Annotated in this window: 15 protein-coding genes; 4 read left to right on the top strand and 11 right to left on the bottom strand. The window is 43.2% G+C overall.

Translation table 11 applies throughout. From position 1 onward, the window contains the following. Positions 1–67 precede the first annotated feature (67 nt). From xni to queF, 5 genes are all read right to left on the bottom strand, one after another. Positions 68–835 carry a flap endonuclease Xni gene (xni, locus tag SNR28_RS22825; RefSeq protein WP_375751129.1) on the bottom strand — a complete coding sequence of 256 codons (768 nt, stop codon included), beginning with the start codon at positions 833–835 and terminating at the stop codon, positions 68–70. A gap of 66 nt (positions 836–901) precedes the next feature. Continuing rightward, positions 902–2,260, bottom strand: coding sequence for a nucleotide 5'-monophosphate nucleosidase PpnN (ppnN, locus tag SNR28_RS22820; RefSeq protein ID WP_375751128.1), 1,359 nt, complete (start codon positions 2,258–2,260; stop codon positions 902–904). Positions 2,261–2,464: 204 nt separating this feature from the next. Beyond that, positions 2,465–4,039 (bottom strand): diguanylate cyclase, encoded by a 1,575-nt coding sequence (locus tag SNR28_RS22815; RefSeq protein ID WP_375751126.1) that lies wholly within the window; start codon positions 4,037–4,039, stop codon positions 2,465–2,467. Positions 4,040–4,136: 97 nt separating this feature from the next. Continuing rightward, entirely contained in the window at positions 4,137–6,404 is a 2,268-nt protein-coding gene (locus SNR28_RS22810) for a tetratricopeptide repeat protein (RefSeq protein ID WP_375751125.1), read from the bottom strand. Positions 6,405–6,415: 11 nt separating this feature from the next. Further along, on the bottom strand, positions 6,416–7,261 hold the full coding sequence (gene queF / locus SNR28_RS22805) for an NADPH-dependent 7-cyano-7-deazaguanine reductase QueF (protein ID WP_375751123.1): 846 nt from the start codon (positions 7,259–7,261) through the stop codon (positions 6,416–6,418). A gap of 75 nt (positions 7,262–7,336) precedes the next feature. Between queF and syd the strand changes: the two genes are divergently transcribed. Together syd and SNR28_RS22795 are read left to right on the top strand one after the other, a co-directional pair. Beyond that, positions 7,337–7,882, top strand: a complete 546-nt coding sequence (gene syd, locus SNR28_RS22800; protein ID WP_375751121.1) for a SecY-interacting protein — start codon at positions 7,337–7,339, stop codon at positions 7,880–7,882. Positions 7,883–7,891: 9 nt separating this feature from the next. Then, complete coding sequence (locus SNR28_RS22795; RefSeq protein WP_375751120.1) at positions 7,892–8,668, top strand: Zn-ribbon-containing protein; 777 nt, start codon at positions 7,892–7,894, stop codon at positions 8,666–8,668. Between the two features lie 5 nt (positions 8,669–8,673). Here the strand turns inward: SNR28_RS22795 and SNR28_RS22790 are convergent, their stop codons facing one another. From SNR28_RS22790 to SNR28_RS22775, 4 genes are all read right to left on the bottom strand, one after another. Then, positions 8,674–9,120, bottom strand: a complete 447-nt coding sequence (locus SNR28_RS22790) for a YaiI/YqxD family protein (protein WP_375751118.1) — start codon at positions 9,118–9,120, stop codon at positions 8,674–8,676. Further along, on the bottom strand, positions 9,117–9,398 hold the full coding sequence (locus tag SNR28_RS22785) for a hypothetical protein (protein WP_375751116.1): 282 nt from the start codon (positions 9,396–9,398) through the stop codon (positions 9,117–9,119). Before SNR28_RS22785 ends, SNR28_RS22790 begins: the two co-directional genes overlap by 4 nt. Positions 9,399–10,179: 781 nt before the next feature. Then, positions 10,180–10,503 (bottom strand): DUF3301 domain-containing protein, encoded by a 324-nt coding sequence (locus tag SNR28_RS22780; protein WP_375751115.1) that lies wholly within the window; start codon positions 10,501–10,503, stop codon positions 10,180–10,182. After that, on the bottom strand, positions 10,500–11,552 hold the full coding sequence (locus SNR28_RS22775) for a DUF3549 family protein (protein WP_375751113.1): 1,053 nt from the start codon (positions 11,550–11,552) through the stop codon (positions 10,500–10,502). Before SNR28_RS22775 ends, SNR28_RS22780 begins: the two co-directional genes overlap by 4 nt. A 93-nt stretch (positions 11,553–11,645) precedes the next feature. Between SNR28_RS22775 and SNR28_RS22770 the strand changes: the two genes are divergently transcribed. Together SNR28_RS22770 and truC are read left to right on the top strand one after the other, a co-directional pair. Continuing rightward, positions 11,646–11,960 (top strand): YqcC family protein, encoded by a 315-nt coding sequence (locus tag SNR28_RS22770; protein ID WP_375751111.1) that lies wholly within the window; start codon positions 11,646–11,648, stop codon positions 11,958–11,960. After that, the gene (gene truC, locus SNR28_RS22765) at positions 11,960–12,679 is read left to right on the top strand and encodes a tRNA pseudouridine(65) synthase TruC (protein ID WP_375751109.1); all 720 of its coding nucleotides are present in this window, start codon (positions 11,960–11,962) and stop codon (positions 12,677–12,679) included. Before SNR28_RS22770 ends, truC begins: the two co-directional genes overlap by 1 nt. 64 nt (positions 12,680–12,743) lie before the next feature. Here the strand turns inward: truC and SNR28_RS22760 are convergent, their stop codons facing one another. Beyond that, positions 12,744–17,627 (bottom strand): OmpA family protein, encoded by a 4,884-nt coding sequence (locus SNR28_RS22760; protein WP_375751108.1) that lies wholly within the window; start codon positions 17,625–17,627, stop codon positions 12,744–12,746. Then, entirely contained in the window at positions 17,624–19,402 is a 1,779-nt protein-coding gene (locus tag SNR28_RS22755) for a C1 family peptidase (protein WP_375751107.1), read from the bottom strand. Before SNR28_RS22755 ends, SNR28_RS22760 begins: the two co-directional genes overlap by 4 nt. Positions 19,403–19,522 lie beyond the last annotated feature (120 nt).

Here is a 19,522-nt window from a genome sequence, read left to right as displayed (position 1 = left end):
TGTTTAAGGCGAATTAGAGCTTAAGGGCTGCAGTCTTTGTAGCCCTTAGAACAGTGTTGAGAACTAACTAGCCGCTAAACCTTATATCCTGCAAATTAAACCCAAGCTCTATATCTGTTTTTAATGTCGATATCTTCTTGCACTTTCTCGCCAACTCAATGTGTTTATCTAGCTTTTTGCGGTACTTCGCTGGTAACTCCTCTGATATAAAAGCTTCTTCGATATCCGCAAACTGAGTCAGTATCTCTTTTGCTGCTTTCGGCCCGACACCGGGAACTCCAGGTACTTGGCTGGAGCTTACTCCGGTTAGTCCCCAGTAATCGGACAACTGAGAAGGTTTAACTCCAAACTCAGCTTCGATAAAAGGTGTGTCCAGCCAGCGATGTTGGAAATAATCACGTATCTGTAGCGTTGGTGCCAGAAGTTGACAGTAACCTTTGTCGGTAGAAATGATGGTTACTCGCTCACCGTGAGAAGCAACTTTAACGGCAAGCGTTGCAACCAGGTCGTCCGCTTCGTCCCCTTCAGATAGAAGTGAATCAATACCAAGCTCCCACCATGCTTCTTGTATAGAATCCATGCCATTTTGCAGAGGTTCTGGCATCGGCTTTCTATTTTCTTTGTATGTTGGAAGGATTTCTGCTCGCCAGCCACGATCCTGAAATTGATGGTCAAACACAGCAATAATATGAGTCGGATTTGACTCCGAAATGATTCTGTTCAGAGTTCGCTTAGTTGTTTCGATAGTTCGGGATATATCGCTCGGATCAGGTTGAGCTGAATGAACCCGACGTATAAGGTTGAGAGCATCGATAATAACTAAGTGAATAGACATGTTGTTCCAAAAAAATAAGGGCGTAAGCCCTTATTCTATAACAATTCAGCAAGCGAATAACAGATGTCAGTTGCCAGCTATTTTGTAGCATGGGACATATTTCGAACCAGGAAGCTTCATTCTTTGCTGGGTGACAAAATCCTGGAGAAGCTTGTCCATTTTATCCATCAGTTCCGGATCACCATCGATTACAAATGGCCCGTGTTTCTCGATTTCCTTGATCCCCTCAGATTTAACATTGCCCGCAACGATACCGGAGAACGCTTTTCGTAAGTTAGACGCCAGTGATTCCGCAGGTTGAGCCATATGTAAATCCAGATTTGCCATAGACTCATGAGTCGGTTCGAATGGATATTGGAACTCTGGTGGAACTCTCAAAGACCAGTTGTAACTGTATGCATCTTCCGTCTCTTTCCGGTGCTCTTGTACGTCGGGAATACCTTCTTTAATGATTTGTGCAGCTTTGGCCGGATCACCGACGACAATCGTGTAGTGTTTTTGTGCTTGTTTACCCAGCGTCGCACCAATAAACTCATCGATAGAGCGGAAGTATGCTTCACTCTCTTTTGGTCCGGTTAACACAATAGGCATAGGTTGTGCGTGATTGTCCGGATGCATCATGACGCCAAGAATGTAGAGCAACTCTTCTGCGGTTCCCGGTCCGCCAGGGAAAATAACGATGCCATGTGCCATACGAACGAAAGCTTCTAGCCTCTTTTCGATATCAGGCATAATGATGAGCTCGTTTACAATCGGGTTTGGTGGCTCGGCTGCAATAATTGAAGGTTCGGTTAGCCCGATATAACGCTGCTCATCAAATCTCTGTTTAGCATGGCCGATGGCAGCGCCTTTCATCGGACCTTCCATTGCACCTGGTCCACACCCGGTACAAATATTGAGTTCTCTCAAGCCTAGTTCATGTCCGACTTCCCGAGTGTATTGATACTCTACCGGATTAATGGAGTGACCTCCCCAGCAAACCACCAGATTCGGCTCTAGTCCGGGGTGAAGCGCACCTGCGTTACGCAAAATAGCAAACACAAGGTTGGTAATGTGCACAGGATCGTTTTGATTTTCCTGATGCATCTGAGCAACATGCATATTAACGTAGACAATATCCCGTAATACTGAAAACAGATGCTCCTGAATACCTTTAATTATCTTGCCATCTACAAAAGCTTCTATTGGGGGGTGATGAAGTTCTAGCTTGATGCCACGTTCCCGACTGACGACATCAACATCAAAATCAAGGTGCTTGTCTAGAAGCTCTTGTGAGTTGTCGGTATGACTGCCAGAGTTAAGTACTGCGAGTGTGCAGTTTCGATAGAGTTGGTAAAGATCGCTGGTAGCTTCTTTTTTCAGGCGCTGTACTTCTAATTGAGACAACAGATCCATACTACCGGCGGGACTGATATGAGTGATCATTCTTCCCTCCTTTCTGGTATCTATGATGTTACCCGCTTGTATTTGCCAATAAATATCATAGATATAAGGATTCTAATTATTATTAAGACTACATCTGTTAACAGATATACCTTTAACAATATACCTAATTGGCTCTAAGTCCAATTAATTTAAGGCCTTTATACGATATTAACAGAGTGGTTTATTGACGGTGGAGGTGAGGGATTACTTAGATATAACTTGATTGTTGCCTTTCTTTTTAACCTCTTTAAGAGCATGGTTCAATCTGTCCAGAACCATTTCAGGTGTATCTGAGTCTCTTAATTCTGTTGTCGCGATGGAAGCAGTGATAGTGATGTTTTGCTCCCGGAATTTAAATGGCAGCTTACTGATTTGTACCTGAAGGCGGTGAGAAAGATCCTGAACACCTTTCACGCTGTTGTCTGGCAGCATAACGATAAACTCTTCACCCGAGAAGCGTGCAATGGTGTCTGTATCGCGCAGCTCTTTGGTGATAGTTCGGGCAATTATCTTAAGTGCCTTATCTCCGGCTGTATATCCAAAGCTGTCATTAAGTGTTTTAAAGCTATCAATATCTAACAGCAAAATATGTAGCGGTTGCTGGGAGCGAATCCACTTGTGATATTCGACTTCAAGCTTTTCAATGAAGGCTGTTCGGTTATAGGTTTTAGTGAGAGGGTCTTGCTTAAGACGTTCTGCCTGATCGTCCAACCTGCGCTTATGGCTTTTTGTCAGTTCTTGTAAACTATCAAGCTGACGCTGGTTGTGATTCATCCGTTCTAGAAGGATTTTTTCTCTTTGCTCATTATGCTGTAGCCTCTCGGTAAGCATATTGATCTGTTCCAGAAGTGGATTGATCGTGGACTTTGCAGTGTCCAGATCGGTTGCTTTTCTTAATATTGACTGAGACTCAGTTGAAAGTGTGTGTAACTCATTCGCCATCTGAGAGCGATGTTCTGAGTAGGACTCTCCCTGCTCTATGTTCTTGGCGCTTGAGTTAATTACCTGAGTTAAGGAACCCGAAACCTGACCTATAAACTGCTCTGAGGTTTTTCGCTCATGCTGAGTCCCCTCGATAACAAGCCTTAATACTTGAAGTGTGAGCTCCAGTAAGGTTTCAGCATTGGTTCCATCTAATAACTTAATTCGAATATCTGTCAGTAAGTAACCGGAGTCACTATCAAAGTCTAACTCGGTGATTAAGTTTTGGAGCTCTTCTGAAAGCTTGTACAGTAACTCATTGTTAAAGGCAGGCTCATGGGATCGGGAGTGTCTTGAGTTCGATGTGATGATCTTAATTGCGCTTTCGTAGATGGCGAGCAGCCTAACTGCTTGATCTAGCTGTCCCGAGTTTCTTGTTGATGGAAAACTTAATAAGTTCCTCAAGTCTCGTTTAAGCTGAGCGGGTAGCCCTGGGACTCTTTGTAGCGTTTCACCGCTATTTTTAATCCGTTCGTCTAAATGGCTTTTCTGCTTTTCCATCTTACGTGTATTTTTACTTAGCGCACGCTCAAGTATAGCAAGCTTAGGAATAAGCTTGCTGATATCCTGTTGTTGCTCAAGCGATTTTTGAAGCGATACCACTTCCTGGTCGAGTTTGTCATCGTATCCGAGGCATGCATCTCCGAGTTTATTAATAACTCGTTTTAGAATTTTCACTTCTCTGGACATCTTAAGCGACGCGTCCCTCTGCGTGAGACGCGCTAACTCTAATTTGTTTTTTAAGTTGTCCAATTGTTTTAAAATTGTAGACGAACCGTTAACACCCAGTTCACTCATAAATAAAAAGCGAAAAAACTCTAAATAAGACCGATCTCATCGATGATAACAAAATTTTAAGTTAGTGCATTTAAATTTATATATAACTGCTGGTATTTTAATCAGTCACTTCAAAATTTATGATTCCGTCCTCAATTTTGCAGGAGGAATGAATTTTAATTAAACCTTTAGAGAGTGCGGATTTACAAGCTGCTCTAATATCTTCACCAGCGAAACTTGCCGCTGGGGCATTCTCTATCGCTTTCAAGTTTACCCAGTGGCTTTCATTTGTATCTAAACTTAATTTTCTGGCGATACCTAGTGCCATTAATAATATATCTATCAGTTCTTTGTCATTAATTGCGGTATACGCCCTAGGTAAGAACGGGTAGTCCGCGATACCTGCCCTGATGGTCTTGTCGATGTTCTGCTCTGGTTCGAACTGCAGTACCCATTCATTAATTTTCTCGAACAGCTCTTCTTCTGTTTGGTCAGGGTTAGTATTTGGTGTGACGTATAGGAACCGTGCATCCGAGAAATGGTACAGTCGTGCGGGGCTTTTAATCTTTTCTTTTATGTATTTACCAAATAGGTCTTCAAGCTCTAACCCTGCTTTATAACCACGTTTAAGATATCTTGCTCTTAAGAAGGGGAGATCTATCATCACAAATCTGAGTTTGTCATGTAGCGGTTCGTGTATCAGCTCCCCTGTCTGCCATTGCTCGAAGTGGGCGCTACTTTGCTCTAATGAAGAGGGTAGTCGTACATTGAGAAGCCTTAAGTTTCTTAGTCCAGAACGCGGATGGGTGTAGTGATCCGTATAGAGCTCAGCCAGCTGCTTTTTCAATACTCGATTAGACATACCCCTTCGGACGAACAGGAGTAATAGTATTGCTGACAAAATAAACAGGATTACAGCGGAGGATTGAAAGCGTGCTCTTTCTCTGGAACTTTCTAGTATTTTTGCTTCTTGGTTTTTATAGTGAATCGATTTCTCAATTAATTGTCTTTGCTGACTGAAATCGTCTTCACTAATTTCCAACCACTGGTTTTGTTCAGATTTAGTTAATTTGTTGTACTGATGTAAATAAAAATAGGCGTCTTTAAAGTTGTCTTTTAGTTCCAGTATTTTCGAGAGTAATAAGTTCGCTTGAATTTGTAATTGACTATTATTCACCTCGGTGCTTATTTGCAACGCCTGCTTTGCCTGTTCGATGCCTTTTTCTTCCTCACCGATATGGCTGCTTAGTTCTGCCTGAATCAAAAGAGATTGCGCTTTTAGAGAATTAAAATCTGTATAAGCGAGGAAAGATTCTGCCTTCTCGATGTATTGTTCTGTGAGTGGGAAGTTGTAGAGCTGCAAATAAGTTTTAGCCAGATTTAATCGAGTCTCAATGATATCTTCGAGATTATTCTGAATGGATTCACCGTCCAACACATTGAAGTAATGAACTAAGGCCAGGTTGTAGCGGCTTTGCTCATAATAGATGTTCGCCATATCCTGAAGTATGTTGGTCAGGATGACTGAGTGACCATAATTATCGTAAAAGTCTGCAGCTTGGGATAAGTGATCTAAAGCTTTATCTAAAACCCCACGCTCAGTGTATAGCTCTGCTAACAGGCGATTTGTTTTAGCCAGTAATAGCGGGGAGTCTTTCTCAACTGCCGACCAGTATGCTCCCAGAAGGCTATAAAGTGCTTTGTTGAACCTTTTAAACTCTAAGTTGTGTTTACCAACAGCCAGCCCATACTCGATTTCAAGCAAGACATTTTCTTGTTGAACTAATAGCTCTTCTGCCTGTTCAAAATAGAGATCAGACGATTCTACTAAGTTAAGAGCCGAGGATACCTTGGCCTTTAACATGATTAAGTTGTACTCAAGTTGATTGAGTGTTGCCTTATCTAACTCTGCATTCGCGAGGATATTTTCGATTTCGTTAATGGCTGGCTGAACTTTGTCGTTGTTCCTGTACAACTTCCACAGAACATACGCTTTATAGGTTTTTACATCTATGGTGACCTTGCTTAGCTTCGAGCGGATTGCGATAGCTTCTGCTTTTTCAGCATTAATTAGCGCGCTATACGGATCTTCCAGTGCCAGCTTTGCTCTGGAGATGATAAGCAGAGCATCAATGGTGGAATCAGGTGTTCTGGTATCTTTATTTGTGTCCTCACGGGTTAACGAGCCTGAACCTTGAGTCTTGTTCGTCGTAACCATCGTTCTGCTATCGAGATAGTTCTGAGCGATAGCCACAGCCTGAGATGGCGTTACTTCCGCTAACTTTGCAGCTTCTTCGAGAATGCGCGAACTGTTTTCAGCTTTTACCGTGAAGCTGAAAACAGTCGCAAGAATAACCAGTAACTTTAAAAGGTTTTGATACCACATAGTAAACCTTGTTATTGACGGGCTAGTCTGTAATTTTGTTCTGGTTGCTCTGATAAAGATGAGCGATACGGATTGATATCCAACCCACCTCTTCGGGTGTATCTGGCGAGTACTGACAGTGATTCAGGTTGACAGTAACGGGTGATGTCAACAAAGATACGTTCTACGCATTGCTCATGGAATTCATTGTGTTCACGGAATGAGACTAAATAACGAAGAAGCGCTTCCCTATCTATTTTGTTGCCCGTGTATTTGATTTCTACACTTCCCCAGTCGGGCTGATTGGTAATAAGACAGTTAGACTTCAGAAGGTTGCTGTGAATTGTTTCGGTCACCTTTTCACTGCCAGCAGAGTTTTCTAGTAGATCTGCATTAAACTCGTAGTCAGTGATCTCTATATCTTGCTCATCAATGCAATCGCCTTCGAGTTCAACGATAGGGTGATTGGTGTATCGAGAAACCGGGTAGACATCGACGGTTACATCTTCTCCGGCGCATTGGCTAAGGTCCTTTGCCAAGGTCTTTTGTACTTCTTCCCAGCTTTCAAACTTAGTTTGGTTGAAGCTATTTAAGTAGAGTTTAAACGATTTGGACTCGATTAAGTTTTCGCTGGTGACAGGAATAAAGACTTCCCCAACAGCAACCTGAGGTAAACCTTTGGTGTTTAACCACGAGAGTTCATACAGTGTCCAGATATCACAACCTTTGAACGGGAGTTTCTCTGAAAGGTTCAGGTCTCCTCTGTTTAGGCTTCTTGGAACTGGTTGCAGAAGAGTAGCGTCATATTGATTTCGGTACTCGGTTTTTTGACCAAGGGTCAGACCCGCAAGCTCTTTTGCGTTAGAATATTTGCTCATAGTTACTTTAGAACTCAGTTTATTACCAGTGAATGATTTTACTGAAACACGCATTCGCTGTCATTAGGAAGAAATATGTCTCAATCGATTGAAGATAAATTGTACTCGTTTTCAACCCGTTATACGAAAAGCTGGGAAGAGAAGTTTGGAACACTGCCTAAAAGTGAAGAGCTAGTTGGCATTGCTTCACCTTGTATAGTGGAAACGCAGGATGATGCGGTGTATTGGCAACCCACCAGAAGAGACAGCGAAGCAAGCTTTGAGAATCTGGAAAATGGTATCGAACTGGCATTGCATGAAGACATTAAAAAGTTTTATGGAAGCCAGTACTCTGCAGATATGGAGGCTAGCTGGAATGGCAACGCTTTAACTTTGTTACAGGTTTGGAGTGATGAAGATTTTGTTCGCCTGCAGGAGAATATTATTGGCCATTTAGTGACTCAAAAGCGTCTTAAGCTGAAGCCAACAGTCTTTATTGGCGCAACCGATGCTGATCTGGATGTAGTCTCTATCTGTAATCTTACGGGTAATGTTATCTTCGAAAGGTTAGGAACCAAAAAGAGAGATGTCCTGGCTGAAAATCTGGAAGAGTTTTTAGACAAACTTGAACCACAAGTATAGGGAATCAGAATGTACGTTTTAGAGTTGCAGTTTGATTGCTTTGATAATACAACCGTTTCTGCGGTGGACAGGGCTATAAACGGCCTGATGGAAGCGCTCAGATACAATGGGCAGGTATTAGGCAGAGAGTTTCCTATCACTATGGGAGAAGGTACTTTTACGGTTCGGGTAGTTTGCCCGGAAGCAGAAAGCCTACATCCTGATAATCACTCTGATTACGTGAATTATTGCATCAATCAGTTATCTGAAGCCTCTCTCCTCTCGCCAAAGGCTCGTTTGCTGGGTAGGGATCTAAACTCTGAGCAAGCTGCTGAAGAAGAGAGACCTGGCTGGCAGGTGCTTTACACCACCTATGTGCATACCTGCTCTCCATTGAGGAGCGGTGAAACTCTGTTGCCCATTCCACTGTATCGAAATGGACCAACATTGAATGGCGACCATAAGTCCGTGATCAAATGGCAAACGGAATGGCAAGCCTGTGATGAGTTGCAAATGGCGGGTGGTTGTAAGGCTGAACATGCAGCTTTAAAAGAGATCACCTCAGTCGAGAGTGACTTATTCCGAAGAGGGTGGGATATACGAGGACGGATTGAATATATGACCAAGATTCCGACGTATTATTACCAGTATCGAGTTGGCGGTGAGAGCCTTCAGGCTGAGCGAAACAGAAAGTGCCCTAAATGCGGTGGTGAGTGGCTGCTTGAAGAGCCACTTCACGATATTTTTTATTTTAAATGCGATGATTGCCGGATTGTTTCAAATATCTCCTGGGATCATCTGAAGTAACGGTCTTACTTTCTTTTGGCGAGGATTCTGTCCAGATGATTGGCAAATTCTCGCCTTTCGGTTTGGGACAATGCAGCGGGACCACCAGTCTGGATGCCGCTTGCTCTCATCGTATCCATAAAGTCACGAATGTTCAGTCTGGCCTTGATGGTTTCGCGAGTGTACAACTCACCTCTTGGGCTAAGTGCAACTGCTCCTTTGGTAATGACTTCATCGGCAAGGGGGATATCTGAAGTGATAATTAGGTCACCTGATTCTGCGCGCCTTACGATTTCGTTATCAGCGATATCAAATCCAGCTTCTACTTGCAGAGTGTGAATGTTTGTCCGTACAGGTACCGGGATGCGATGATTCGCAACAAAGGTACAATCTACTCCCGTTCTTTCAGCGGCTCTAAACAGTGTTTCTCTTACGACTTTAGGGCAGGCGTCTGCATCAACCCATATTTTCATTGCTTTTCCTCAAGTTTTTCTATGCGTGCGAATAACTGGCGTACCTGATCTTCAAGTTCTTCTATACGTTGTTCCGCAGTTTTCTCCACTGTCGCCGCAACTTCAATTTTTGGTACCCGGTTGCTTTTTTTCCAGCTTTTTATCGCTGCAATAATGGCTGGCATAGGGACGGGTATGGAAAGGCGAGCTTTTACAAGAGCAACCGATGGTTGCTTGCCCTGAGTAGCGAGTTCCTCAAGGACTTTTTCTATCTCGGAAGATACATTTTGAGTTTCCATCTCTTACTCTGTCTGGTTAATGGGTTCATTTCGGGAAATATTACACCATATCGTCAGTGACGTCTTATTTGAGATTATTGCCAATACCCCTTAAGGGGTAGGAAAGTGTGATCTGGATTATTAATTGTTACAAACTATGAAGAGATATGAATAGAGAATTAATATCATACTTGTAAGAGATCTCTCACAAAGCATGTGAGATAAAGCTATATATGACTAAGATAAACAAACCTTTAGGGTCTTAAGTGTTTGTATTTATTGATTTTGGTTGTTATTTGTGCACGTTGTTAATAAGAAAAAAACCACTATTTCTGTTGTTCTGAATTCTGGATAGCGTAATCTTTTCCTTGTCGACAGGACGTAGACACAGGATTTAAGAATAACCACGGACTTGGTTATCTTCAGGATGAAGGTTGGATTATCAGGGTGATAATCGCACGGAGCACAAGGACATTGCAGGATGCAATAGTTAACAGGATAGTTAACTGCAAGGAATCGCGATGGACACCTTAAAGGATAAGGCTAGGACAACATCAGGATGATGTAAGGGACACCGCTCAGGGAACAAGTGATGTGAGCTAACAGGACGGTTAGCAGGTTAGGACGACTCAGGACACCGCCTAGGAAGGCGACGCAGGAATAAGCTGAATGAATCAGCACTATTATGGATGATGCATGGAGCACACTTTGTAGCCGGATTGCTGCGAGTAAGACTATTGCCCCGATACGCAAGTATCGGGGCTTTTCTTTTTTAACCAGTAAATAATCAGCTCATGTTCATTTAATGAAGAGTATGTTCTTCGTTACTCATTCGGTGTGGTGGGATTTGGAAGTGTACGGGTTGGAAGCCCTGCATAATCAATCTTCCCTGATATAGATCATCTCCCAGAGCTGAGAACTCGAACTGATAAACCGTATGCCAGCGCCACTTTTTGTCTGCTGTTCTTAGCTTATGCGAACCAAGTGCTACGCTGACCAACTGAAGTTCAAGTTTATTGCATCGTCTGGCAATAGCTTGCTTGGCGAGCTCGGATTGTCTTCTCTGTTGCCAAAAAAGAAAACAGGCAAAGCTCAGTCCTAATATTGCCAGAAGATCTCCTATCATTGTTTGCCAGCTCCTGCTTTAGTTGTATTTTGTAAGTTAATTAATGCTTGTGCCAGTTCCTCTGAAGGTGCCCCATGCAGCAGAGGTAGCAGTACCATCCGTAGAGAAGGAATCATAACCAAATCAGCGAACAGTTGGTTGAATAAATTTTGGTTGCCAGTTTGTGCCAATCTGACTAGAAAACGTTCTGCCAGTTGTGCATCTTCTAACGCTTGCCAAGAACGTCCTGCAATTGCAATCAATACTTCCTGATGGCTGAGCATCGGGCTTGAAAGGATATTGTCGACAACTTTCATCAAAGCTTCTTTCTTACCGCCTGCCATCGCCCTGACTAATGCGGAAAGAAGAAACAGATCGGGTGTTTTATCTGCGCAGATGTTCATGGCCATTTCAGCGATTTTTTGGCTAAGTTTGTCCGGTAAATCCACGTGCTCCAAAGCGCCAAGTAAACCGTATAGTGGCTCATTTGGAAGGTGTCCAATCGCTTTTCTAACCTGAACACCATTTTGTTCTTTACCCAGACGAGTGCAGATGTCGGTTAAGCCTTGCAGACCGACTGTTTGCCAGTTCTCCCAACCCAAAGCCCCTGTAAAGTAATGTTGCGCATGTTCGTAATACTGACTGGTGGGCATAGCAAGGTGGGTTCTTATCATGCTGTGAAATACAGCTAACTTGTCTTCTTTTGGTTTAAACGTGTATGGGTTGTTTGCCAGTTTCTGTTCTGTCTCTTCATCCATGGTTTTGGTCAGGCGAGTTCCCATCGCCTCAACAACATATTTAATGAAGTTACCAACATCAGATTGCTTTAGAAGGCCACGTTCATCTAGTGGAAACTTCAGGAACCAAATCCAGGGTTGTTTTTTTTCGTTCCAATAAGCCATAGCGAGCAGAGCCTGACGTTGCAGCGGGTATGGATACGGCTGTTGTCCTAGCTCAATCTTCGAGAATAGATCATTATCGATAGATTGAATTCGGCGACCGAGATCATAGATTTTGTATTCGCATCCGCTGTTGTTCAGTAGTTGGCTAAGAGTATTGCTGTTTTCCATTACTTGGGCTCATTGGCTATTATTTTAATGATATTGATATAAATGGTACTCTTAGCCGGAATTTCAAGGTAACACTCCTATCTATGGTAACAAATGACTAATATCGTTCGCCTAAAACAGCATTTTATTGATCTTGAGTCTCTAATGCGTGAACTGAATCTTTGGCAGGATACTCGTCCGTCAGACAAAGCACTCAGTAGCAGAGAACCATTTGGTGTTGACACACTTCGTCCAGAGCAATGGCTTCAGTGGATCTTTATTCCCAAGATGCTTGACCTTATTGAACACGAGCAACCGATGCCTTGTGGCTTTGCTATTACTCCTTACTTCGAAGAATCATGGAAAGGTGATAACGATAAGGATGGTCTTATCAAATTGCTGACTTTGATAGATGAGGTTTGCCAATAGTGTTAGAAATCGTTTATCAGGACGAATATCTTGTTGCGGTGAATAAACCAGCAGGCATGTTGGTTCATCGTTCCTGGCTGGACAAGCATGAAACTCAGTTTGTTATGCAGACTCTGAGAGACCAGATTGGTCAGCATGTATTTCCACTTCACCGTCTGGACAGACCTACATCTGGTGTATTGTTTTTTGCTCTTTCCAGTGAAGTCGCATCTAAAGTGATGCCGATGTTCGCCAATCATGAGATGCAGAAAACCTATCATGCAGTCGTTCGTGGCTGGATAGAGGAGGGGGATACCCTGGATTACCCTCTTAAAGAAGAGCTGGATAAAATAGCGGATAAGTTTGCTGATAAAGACAAAGAGGCAAAAGAGGCCGTCACCGTTTACACACCACTTGCTAAAGTAGAAGTTCCTCACTCCACAGGACGTTTTCCTACCAGTCGTTATAGCCTGATAGAGATGCAACCAAAAACCGGTCGCAAGCACCAGTTAAGGCGTCATATGCACCACCTTAGTCATCCGATTATTGGTGATACTACCCATGGTGATGGCAAACATAACCGATTGTTCCGCGAACACTATGATGCGCGCAGACTTTTGTTACATGCATCAGAGCTGAGACTCACTCACCCGTTTACTGGAAAAGAGCTAATTATTAAGGCTGAGTTTGATGAGATTTGGACCCGGTTATTTGATGAGTTTGAGTGGGATAGACCATAGTGGTTATGTCTTCCTAGATATTATAAGGAATCAGGGCGAATCGCCCTGGTTCCTTATCTAGTGATTAAGGCGTTTTTGCCAGAGGGTAGTCATCATTATTGATTAGTACCGGAATAGCCGGAGTTTGAGCGCGGTTAGTCAGACGAGGAACTTCACGAATAGTGAAGAAGATCATCTCCATCAGACTGGTGTAGCCATCACCATCACCCATTTGCTCGTCACCTTTCTTGAGTGCTTCGAGAAGACTATATGTGAATGCACCATGCCCACCACCAAACGACTCATCTTCGAAGGATTGTTGTGCACCTTTCGAGGAACTAAACACGGTGGTCGCGGTTCCATCCGATAACGCTTTGATCGCATCTTCAGAAGTGATTCGCCCTTTATCGATACTGCTTCCTGAGTGACAGATGTCCAACAAGAAGAGCGCCTTCTGGTTTACAGGTCTGCGATCAAGAAATGCTTTAAACTCATCAATTGGCATACCAGTATATGGCTTGCTCAGTTCACTATCGTGCGCCATGAAGTATAAATTCTGGTTGCCATCCTGAACACCATGCCCAGCGATAAATATGACGACCAGATCATCTCTGCCTGCATCTGACAAAAACTCATTCATCTCTATCTTAATATCGCGAGCAGTAGCTGTCTGATCTGTAAGTACCTTGGTATTTACCTTCGCAAATAACTTGCCTTGCTGCTGCTTAAGAGCTTTGGCGAGCTCCTGTGCGTCTCGGTGAGCAAAGTCAAGATTTTGCAATGGGTTTTCATATTGTGATACCCCAACACCAAAGAACCACAACGTACCTTCACCTTCGTTGCTTTGCGTCTCCTGTCTTGTGATTACGATATCCTTTTTGTAAGTGACAACACCTTTGTACACGAGGTTGGCGGTGACGATATTCTCGCCAATACCCAGTGGGACTTTACGGGTTACTGTGATGCTCTCATCGTCGTCAACAAAAGGATCCGCTTCGAAGCCACGAGTTTTACGATTATTAATAGTAAAGAAGAAGTCCGGATCTGGCTTAGAGTTGTCCGTCTTTGTTACCTTTAACTCGATGGTATAACTTTCTGCCTCAGTATTAATCTTATCTTTACCGACTAAAGCGACTTCGTATGGCATATCTACAATGATGTCATTGTCTATTATTGGCTGATCATCAGAATCTCGCTTGTTGATAATATCCTGAAGTGCCCGCTTAACTCTCTGCGGGCTTACGTACTTCTCTTTAAGGTTTTCAAACGGAAGTAGGTAGTCGCCAAATGACCAGTAAACACCGGTGAGACCATTAAGAGAGGCGTTGTAATATCCTGCTGGTGTGAATGCAACCCACTCACCATCTCTGCGATTCTGAATGGTTAGCTTTTTCTCTAACGTGTCGAGTTGGTAAAACTCCATTGCATTAGCTCTGGTATAAACCACGGCAAGGTTGAGCTCCTCTTCACTGATAACAGACAATGCCTGATTTTCCAGATAGCGTGTCTTTGTGCCATACACTAAGCTTCTGTCATCGCGCGAGATTTTAGGTTCACTATCCGTCTCAGGAATTTTGTCAAAAATATTCTGATAGTTGGAGATTTTCGATGTGGATAAGTTCATCTCCATCTTAGAGGTGAGCCCTTCAACAACTGCGGTATTGGAATCTCCTTTTTTAAACTCAACTAAGTACAGAGGCGTACTGCTGGTGCGTGGTGATTTAGGTGAAGAGCTCAGGTTGTTCGTGTCCCATACGTAAACCGCTTTAGAGCGTGTTGTACCTCTACCGCCATCATTCCACCAGGTTAGTGCCATTAACTTAGAACCATCGTCTGACAGGGCAAGATCAGAGAATCCACCTGACCACAATCCGTAAGAAAGTGGGGCTGTATTTAGATCAAAACGGGTTTGCTGAATTTTACGCAAAGACTTGATGTCGTATAACGCAATGTAACCATTTCCACCTTTGCCATCACTGTCAGGGTCAACGCCTGCAATAACCAGGTGTTTGTTGTTGTATGTAATCTTCGTTGGCTCAAAGCCCAGATTCAGAGTTTTTTGCTTTAGCTTGAAGTCATTGAGATCAAACTGAAGAAAGTCACCCTCTTTAGTCAGTGAGAAGTAACTCGACTCATTGGAACGCGACTGGTACCAACTTAGGTGGTTCACCTTGTCTATTGTGTGAATCTTACGACCTTCCTGAATGTGCCATATGGCCGTACCATTAGTATCTTCCGATATTAAGAAGTTGTGCTTCTTGTTTATTTTGAGATCTATGGCTGTTGGTGTGGCTGATTCGAACTCAGCAACAGGGGTTCTGAATGTTTCAACATGCAAGTCATATTTGAAGAGCTTCTCTCCCGAAGCAACTATTGCATATCGGCCATCAGGGCTCATACCTATACGAGGATCATCTTCATATTCAGCGAGCACTCCCTCTGTGCCATCCACGAAGTTGAAAAGTCCTACAGAAGTATCGGAAAACTTATCATCAATGAGTAAGTAGTTACTGCCTGTGATAGGTACCATTCTTCTTGGGATCGGCATAGAGGTTGAGAAGGTTTGAAAGGCTTCAGGGTTTTGCACATCGTAAACTGAGTAGGTGCGGTTGTTGTTTGCAACAACGAGTTTATTCTGCTCAGCAACATAAGCGATGGAGTGAGCCCAGTCGACACCTTCCAGAGTATTCTCTAGTGCGAGTGTGTCCGCATCAAACAGTCTCAGGTGTTTATTGGAGTTGGATTGTGCAACAGCGATCTGGTTTGTAGCGGCAACCCATGCTACAGGGCCGCTGACCGCGATTTTAGAAATTCTGCTTGCACGTGTGAACTTATTCTTCGAAACATCAAAAATACCGACATAACCATTCCCGGTAGTAAAAGCAATTTTATCGCTATCCGGGCTCCAGGATAGGTAACGGAAGTTGGTTCCCATGCCAAATAGTGAAAGTGGGGCCTTCATTATTCCGGTCTTGGTATCAACAACATAGAGAGCGGCTATTTTGATACCATCCTTAAGCGTTACATCGGAAATAACGGCTAAGTAACGGCCGTCAGGAGAGAACTCTCTATTTTCTCCACCAAAATGAAGTTCCTTTATAGTAATGCCCTTTTCGAGATCCCATAACCTGATTGGTGCATAGCCTGAAGCCATATAACGACCATCTTTACTGAATGTCGCACCGTCACTTTTTAGGTTTCCTGCAACCGCAAATTGTGGCTGTTGAATGTTCCCCATTGGCTTGATTTCTACTCGTCGGTTACGCTTTTTACCTTTTTCGGTCCAGTTAGAGGCAATAGGTAAAGCAGAACCAAACCCTTTCGTGATCATTCTGTTGGGTGAGATCCCGTGTTTCTTTTCTAAATATGCGACAACGGATTCAGCGCGTTTTTGCGAAAGCGGGATGTTGATCTGGTCAGAGCCGCTGCTATCAGTATGCCCTTCAACTTCGAACAGGTAGTTATCACCCCCTGGTTGTTTGAGAGCCCTGGCAGCCTTATCTAACGATTTGTGGGCAGACGATGGGATTGCAGCAGAGTTAACGGCAAAATTGATTGAGAGCTGAATGCTCTTACCAAACTGTTTTTCCCAATTGCTTAAAAATGGATTGTTTTTATAGAAAGTGTCCGTTTGTTGCTCTGCGTTACGGGCACTGTCAATGAAGGTGCGGTATTTTTCCCAATAGTTGCTATAAGGAACTTTTTTGATCGCCTCCTGATAATAATATTCAGCCTTATCAAACTGTAATGCAGTAAGAGCTGTTTCTACCAGTGCATAATAATAGCTAGTGTAATCACTGCCTTCACCTTGCTTTAATTGTTGGTAGTTATCTTCAAGTATTTTTAACGCGGCATCTTGCATGGCTAACGAAGAGTACCTGCTGGCAACGTTTGGCATGAAGCGAAGCAGTTCTTTTGTACCTTTACTGGTTTTGATAGACATCTCGGAAGCGTGAACAAACTTATCCCGATCAAACATTCGTTCATAGTAGTAATACGCCAGAGCATCCCACCCGTCAGCAAAATCGGGAAGTTCTTTCATCAGATCTTCCAATACTTCCTGTCCGCCTTCGTAGTTACCAACACCAAGAGAGCCCAATGCAAGCCCCCACTGTATTGCCATTGCGGGAGATTGTCTCTGCAGATAGGCTTGCTGGTACAAAATGGCTTCGGTGCTATTCCCCTGAACCTTGAACTCACTGTTAATGACCGCAGCCAGCCGACTAAAAGCATACTCATTGATAGAGGCAGGTGCGCCCATTCTTGCAATGGTCACGACGGCTTCCTCTAATGCAGAAAAAAGTTCAGAACGGGAGGCTCCACTGTGTTTCTGATACCTTAAGATGTAGTCATACAGCCTATAAATACTGTCGGGAGAAGGGTACTGCTGTACAGCTTCGTAAGCAGATTCCATCGCCTGCTTGAACTGACCGTTATTGCGAAATTCTGCTGCTTTTAAAAAGTGGTAGAGAGATTGTTCAACATCGTCGCCATTGCGAAGCGTAGTGCCAAACATACTCAGAATGTCTGATCCGGAAGCTTTTGCTCTTGCAGCATAATACTCGCGTAAAAAGTAGTCAGCATCGATGTGGTTGTTGCGAATCGTCGCTTTATAGGCTTTTTCCAAAAGAGAAATTTTCTTGTCACTATTTTCTGTACTGGTAGACAAATTATAAAAAGCTATGTGAAGTTCATCTGAACCTGATATAGCTTTCAAATACAGTTGTTGGGACTTTTTAGAGTTTCCTTTTTGGTCCTCTAACCAGGCTCTGGCAAATTGCCCTTCTGGTGTTTGAGGAAATCGCTCTGCCAAAACAGAACGCAAGTAATACTTAAGGTTCTGATTGTTTGGAGAGGTAGCCCATTGATACAGTTGCTTAGGGCCAGCATTTTGAATGTCCATGGCAAAGCCAACTGGCACTACGCACAATAGTAGAAATGCGCTCAATAAGTATTTAATTAATTTCATTGACTGACCTCAGGTTGTTCAGCTTGTTTTCTTATATTTAACTGGGCTGTTTTAGCGTTTCCGTGCTCATCAACAGCCTTTACCGTAAGTGTCTGAGTTTTTCCAATCTCTAGCTCACTTAGGTCAAATTTCAGTTTGAATGCTCCACGCGAAGAAAAGCGAGTTTGCAGAGCCTGCTCCGAAGAGACTTCTTTTATGAGGCTCTGGTCCTGTGCTGCTCCAACAATACTGATTGTGTTTTCAGTCGTTAGGATAAGCGCTGGACTATGTGTTGTTGCCGGAGCTTCTGGTTCGGGGTAAGTAAACACAATTTGTGGTGAATTATTTTCTGATTTCATCGGGCGAGGGGCTGTGTGATCCAGTGAAACAACGGTTGCCATCACCTGGTTGTTTTTAAGATAGCCCCGCGCCAGTTGTTTATTTAGAGAAGGTATTACTATGGTGTCACCTAAAGCTGCTGAAAGCCTTTTTTGGATTGGTGTACCTATCGCGAGCGTACTCATTTTTCTCGCGACTTCATCAATGCTTATCTGCTGTGTGCTCGTCAGAATGATGAAGTAATCTTCCCCTTCAGTTCGGTTCAGTTGAGAGAAGTAGGCTTCGGTTGGACCCGGAAGAAGCAGTGTTTCTCCTTTGCCAATATAGGGGGACGAAATCTCTTTGTGAGGGAAAAGTACAGCATGATCACTGGTTGATTTATCCGCTCCTATGACATAAACATAGCTATCTTGTTCAAGTTTTAGTTGAGCCCTGATTCGCTCTCCTGAACCAAGAGGTTGTTTTATATGGAACCTTTCATTTTTATGACTCAATAAAAGAGGGGAACCATCAAAGTGAATAAAGTTCGCTTCCAGGAAAAAATTAGGCTTAGGAACGGGTGGTGGTTCAACATAAGGTTTTGGTCCGATCAACTCGTAAGCTTCGAACACAAACGTCTGATAATCCTCATAACTTAACCAGAAATAGCCTTTGTTTCCCCAGTCTGTTCCCCAACTATTGATGATTTCGAATGAACCGCCTTTGTAGTTGTCGTCATAACCAACAACTGTCATTGCGTGACCACCGAAATCATCCATACCGTGGAACTCAAAACTCTGATAATCATCTTGAGAGAAAGAAACATTACTTCTTCCTCGGTGCCTCATAAATGTATCACCAACCGCCATTCCTATAACGACAGGGTTTCCTCTGGCGAGTGCTTTGCGGGTGTTTACTGCAATAGAAGACGAGGAATAAGAAGAGGACAACCTTCGGAAATGCTCAATTTTAAAATCATTTGCTTTGGAGAACTCACTTTGAGTTGGTATGCGATAGCATGAGTTTTCAGAGTAGGGAAAGGCAGTGTCCTGCAACGCTCCCTTATCGGCTAATAATTTGAGGGCGTCAGATATGTAGCTTCCACCTTCACAGTTGTCAGACAGCTTTACCTGATTGAACACCCAGGCAGGAGAAAATGCCCCTTTTTTTGCTTGCTTAGGTTGAGATTTATCGGCCCACTTGTTGTACAAGATACTTCTGGCAGCATAGCCGGTAGACCAGCCAACACAACTTCCTGAGCTTCCTTGGTTACCCACTGAGGGAGCATAACGTTTGAGTGAGAATTGCGTAGGAATATCGTCATAGTCACCACGTGCTAATGGAGGGATCTTACTCACTTTTTTATAGCGTTTGATATCGAACTCTCCACCCAGCGTGAAGGTGGTGTCTTTTGCTAATGAAAAAAATGGGAGCGCACTTAAAAACAACCATAGCCATCGATTGCGAATAAATATCACTATTAGAATTCCTTGAATTTAAATTATCGCAAGATGTTAAATATATTAGCATTATGTTACACGAATGCTAGTGTTTGTTGGGTTAGGCTGGGTTGTGTTGAGTCGTGAAGGGCAAATATA

The organism is Vibrio iocasae (assembly GCF_042245395.1).
In the GTDB taxonomy this organism is placed as follows: Bacteria; Pseudomonadota; Gammaproteobacteria; order Enterobacterales; family Vibrionaceae; genus Vibrio; species Vibrio iocasae.
Note: the sequence above shows the minus strand (reverse complement) of the source record. Positions and strands in the feature narration are given on the sequence as shown.

What these genes read in the sequence shown, in the direction of transcription:
- SNR28_RS22810 (WP_375751125.1), bottom strand. Translation starts at nt 6,404, where the DNA reads ATGTGGTATCAAAACCTTTTAAAGTTACTGGTTATTCTTGCGACTGTT.
- xni (WP_375751129.1), bottom strand. Translation starts at nt 835, where the DNA reads ATGTCTATTCACTTAGTTATTATCGATGCTCTCAACCTTATACGTCGG.
- ppnN (WP_375751128.1), bottom strand. Translation starts at nt 2,260, where the DNA reads ATGATCACTCATATCAGTCCCGCCGGTAGTATGGATCTGTTGTCTCAA.
- queF (WP_375751123.1), bottom strand. Translation starts at nt 7,261, where the DNA reads ATGAGCAAATATTCTAACGCAAAAGAGCTTGCGGGTCTGACCCTTGGT.
- SNR28_RS22785 (WP_375751116.1), bottom strand. Translation starts at nt 9,398, where the DNA reads ATGGAAACTCAAAATGTATCTTCCGAGATAGAAAAAGTCCTTGAGGAA.
- SNR28_RS22760 (WP_375751108.1), bottom strand. Translation starts at nt 17,627, where the DNA reads ATGAAATTAATTAAATACTTATTGAGCGCATTTCTACTATTGTGCGTA.
- syd (WP_375751121.1), top strand. Translation starts at nt 7,337, where the DNA reads ATGTCTCAATCGATTGAAGATAAATTGTACTCGTTTTCAACCCGTTAT.
- SNR28_RS22775 (WP_375751113.1), bottom strand. Translation starts at nt 11,552, where the DNA reads ATGGAAAACAGCAATACTCTTAGCCAACTACTGAACAACAGCGGATGC.
- SNR28_RS22770 (WP_375751111.1), top strand. Translation starts at nt 11,646, where the DNA reads ATGACTAATATCGTTCGCCTAAAACAGCATTTTATTGATCTTGAGTCT.
- SNR28_RS22790 (WP_375751118.1), bottom strand. Translation starts at nt 9,120, where the DNA reads ATGAAAATATGGGTTGATGCAGACGCCTGCCCTAAAGTCGTAAGAGAA.
- SNR28_RS22795 (WP_375751120.1), top strand. Translation starts at nt 7,892, where the DNA reads ATGTACGTTTTAGAGTTGCAGTTTGATTGCTTTGATAATACAACCGTT.
- SNR28_RS22815 (WP_375751126.1), bottom strand. Translation starts at nt 4,039, where the DNA reads ATGAGTGAACTGGGTGTTAACGGTTCGTCTACAATTTTAAAACAATTG.
- SNR28_RS22780 (WP_375751115.1), bottom strand. Translation starts at nt 10,503, where the DNA reads ATGATAGGAGATCTTCTGGCAATATTAGGACTGAGCTTTGCCTGTTTT.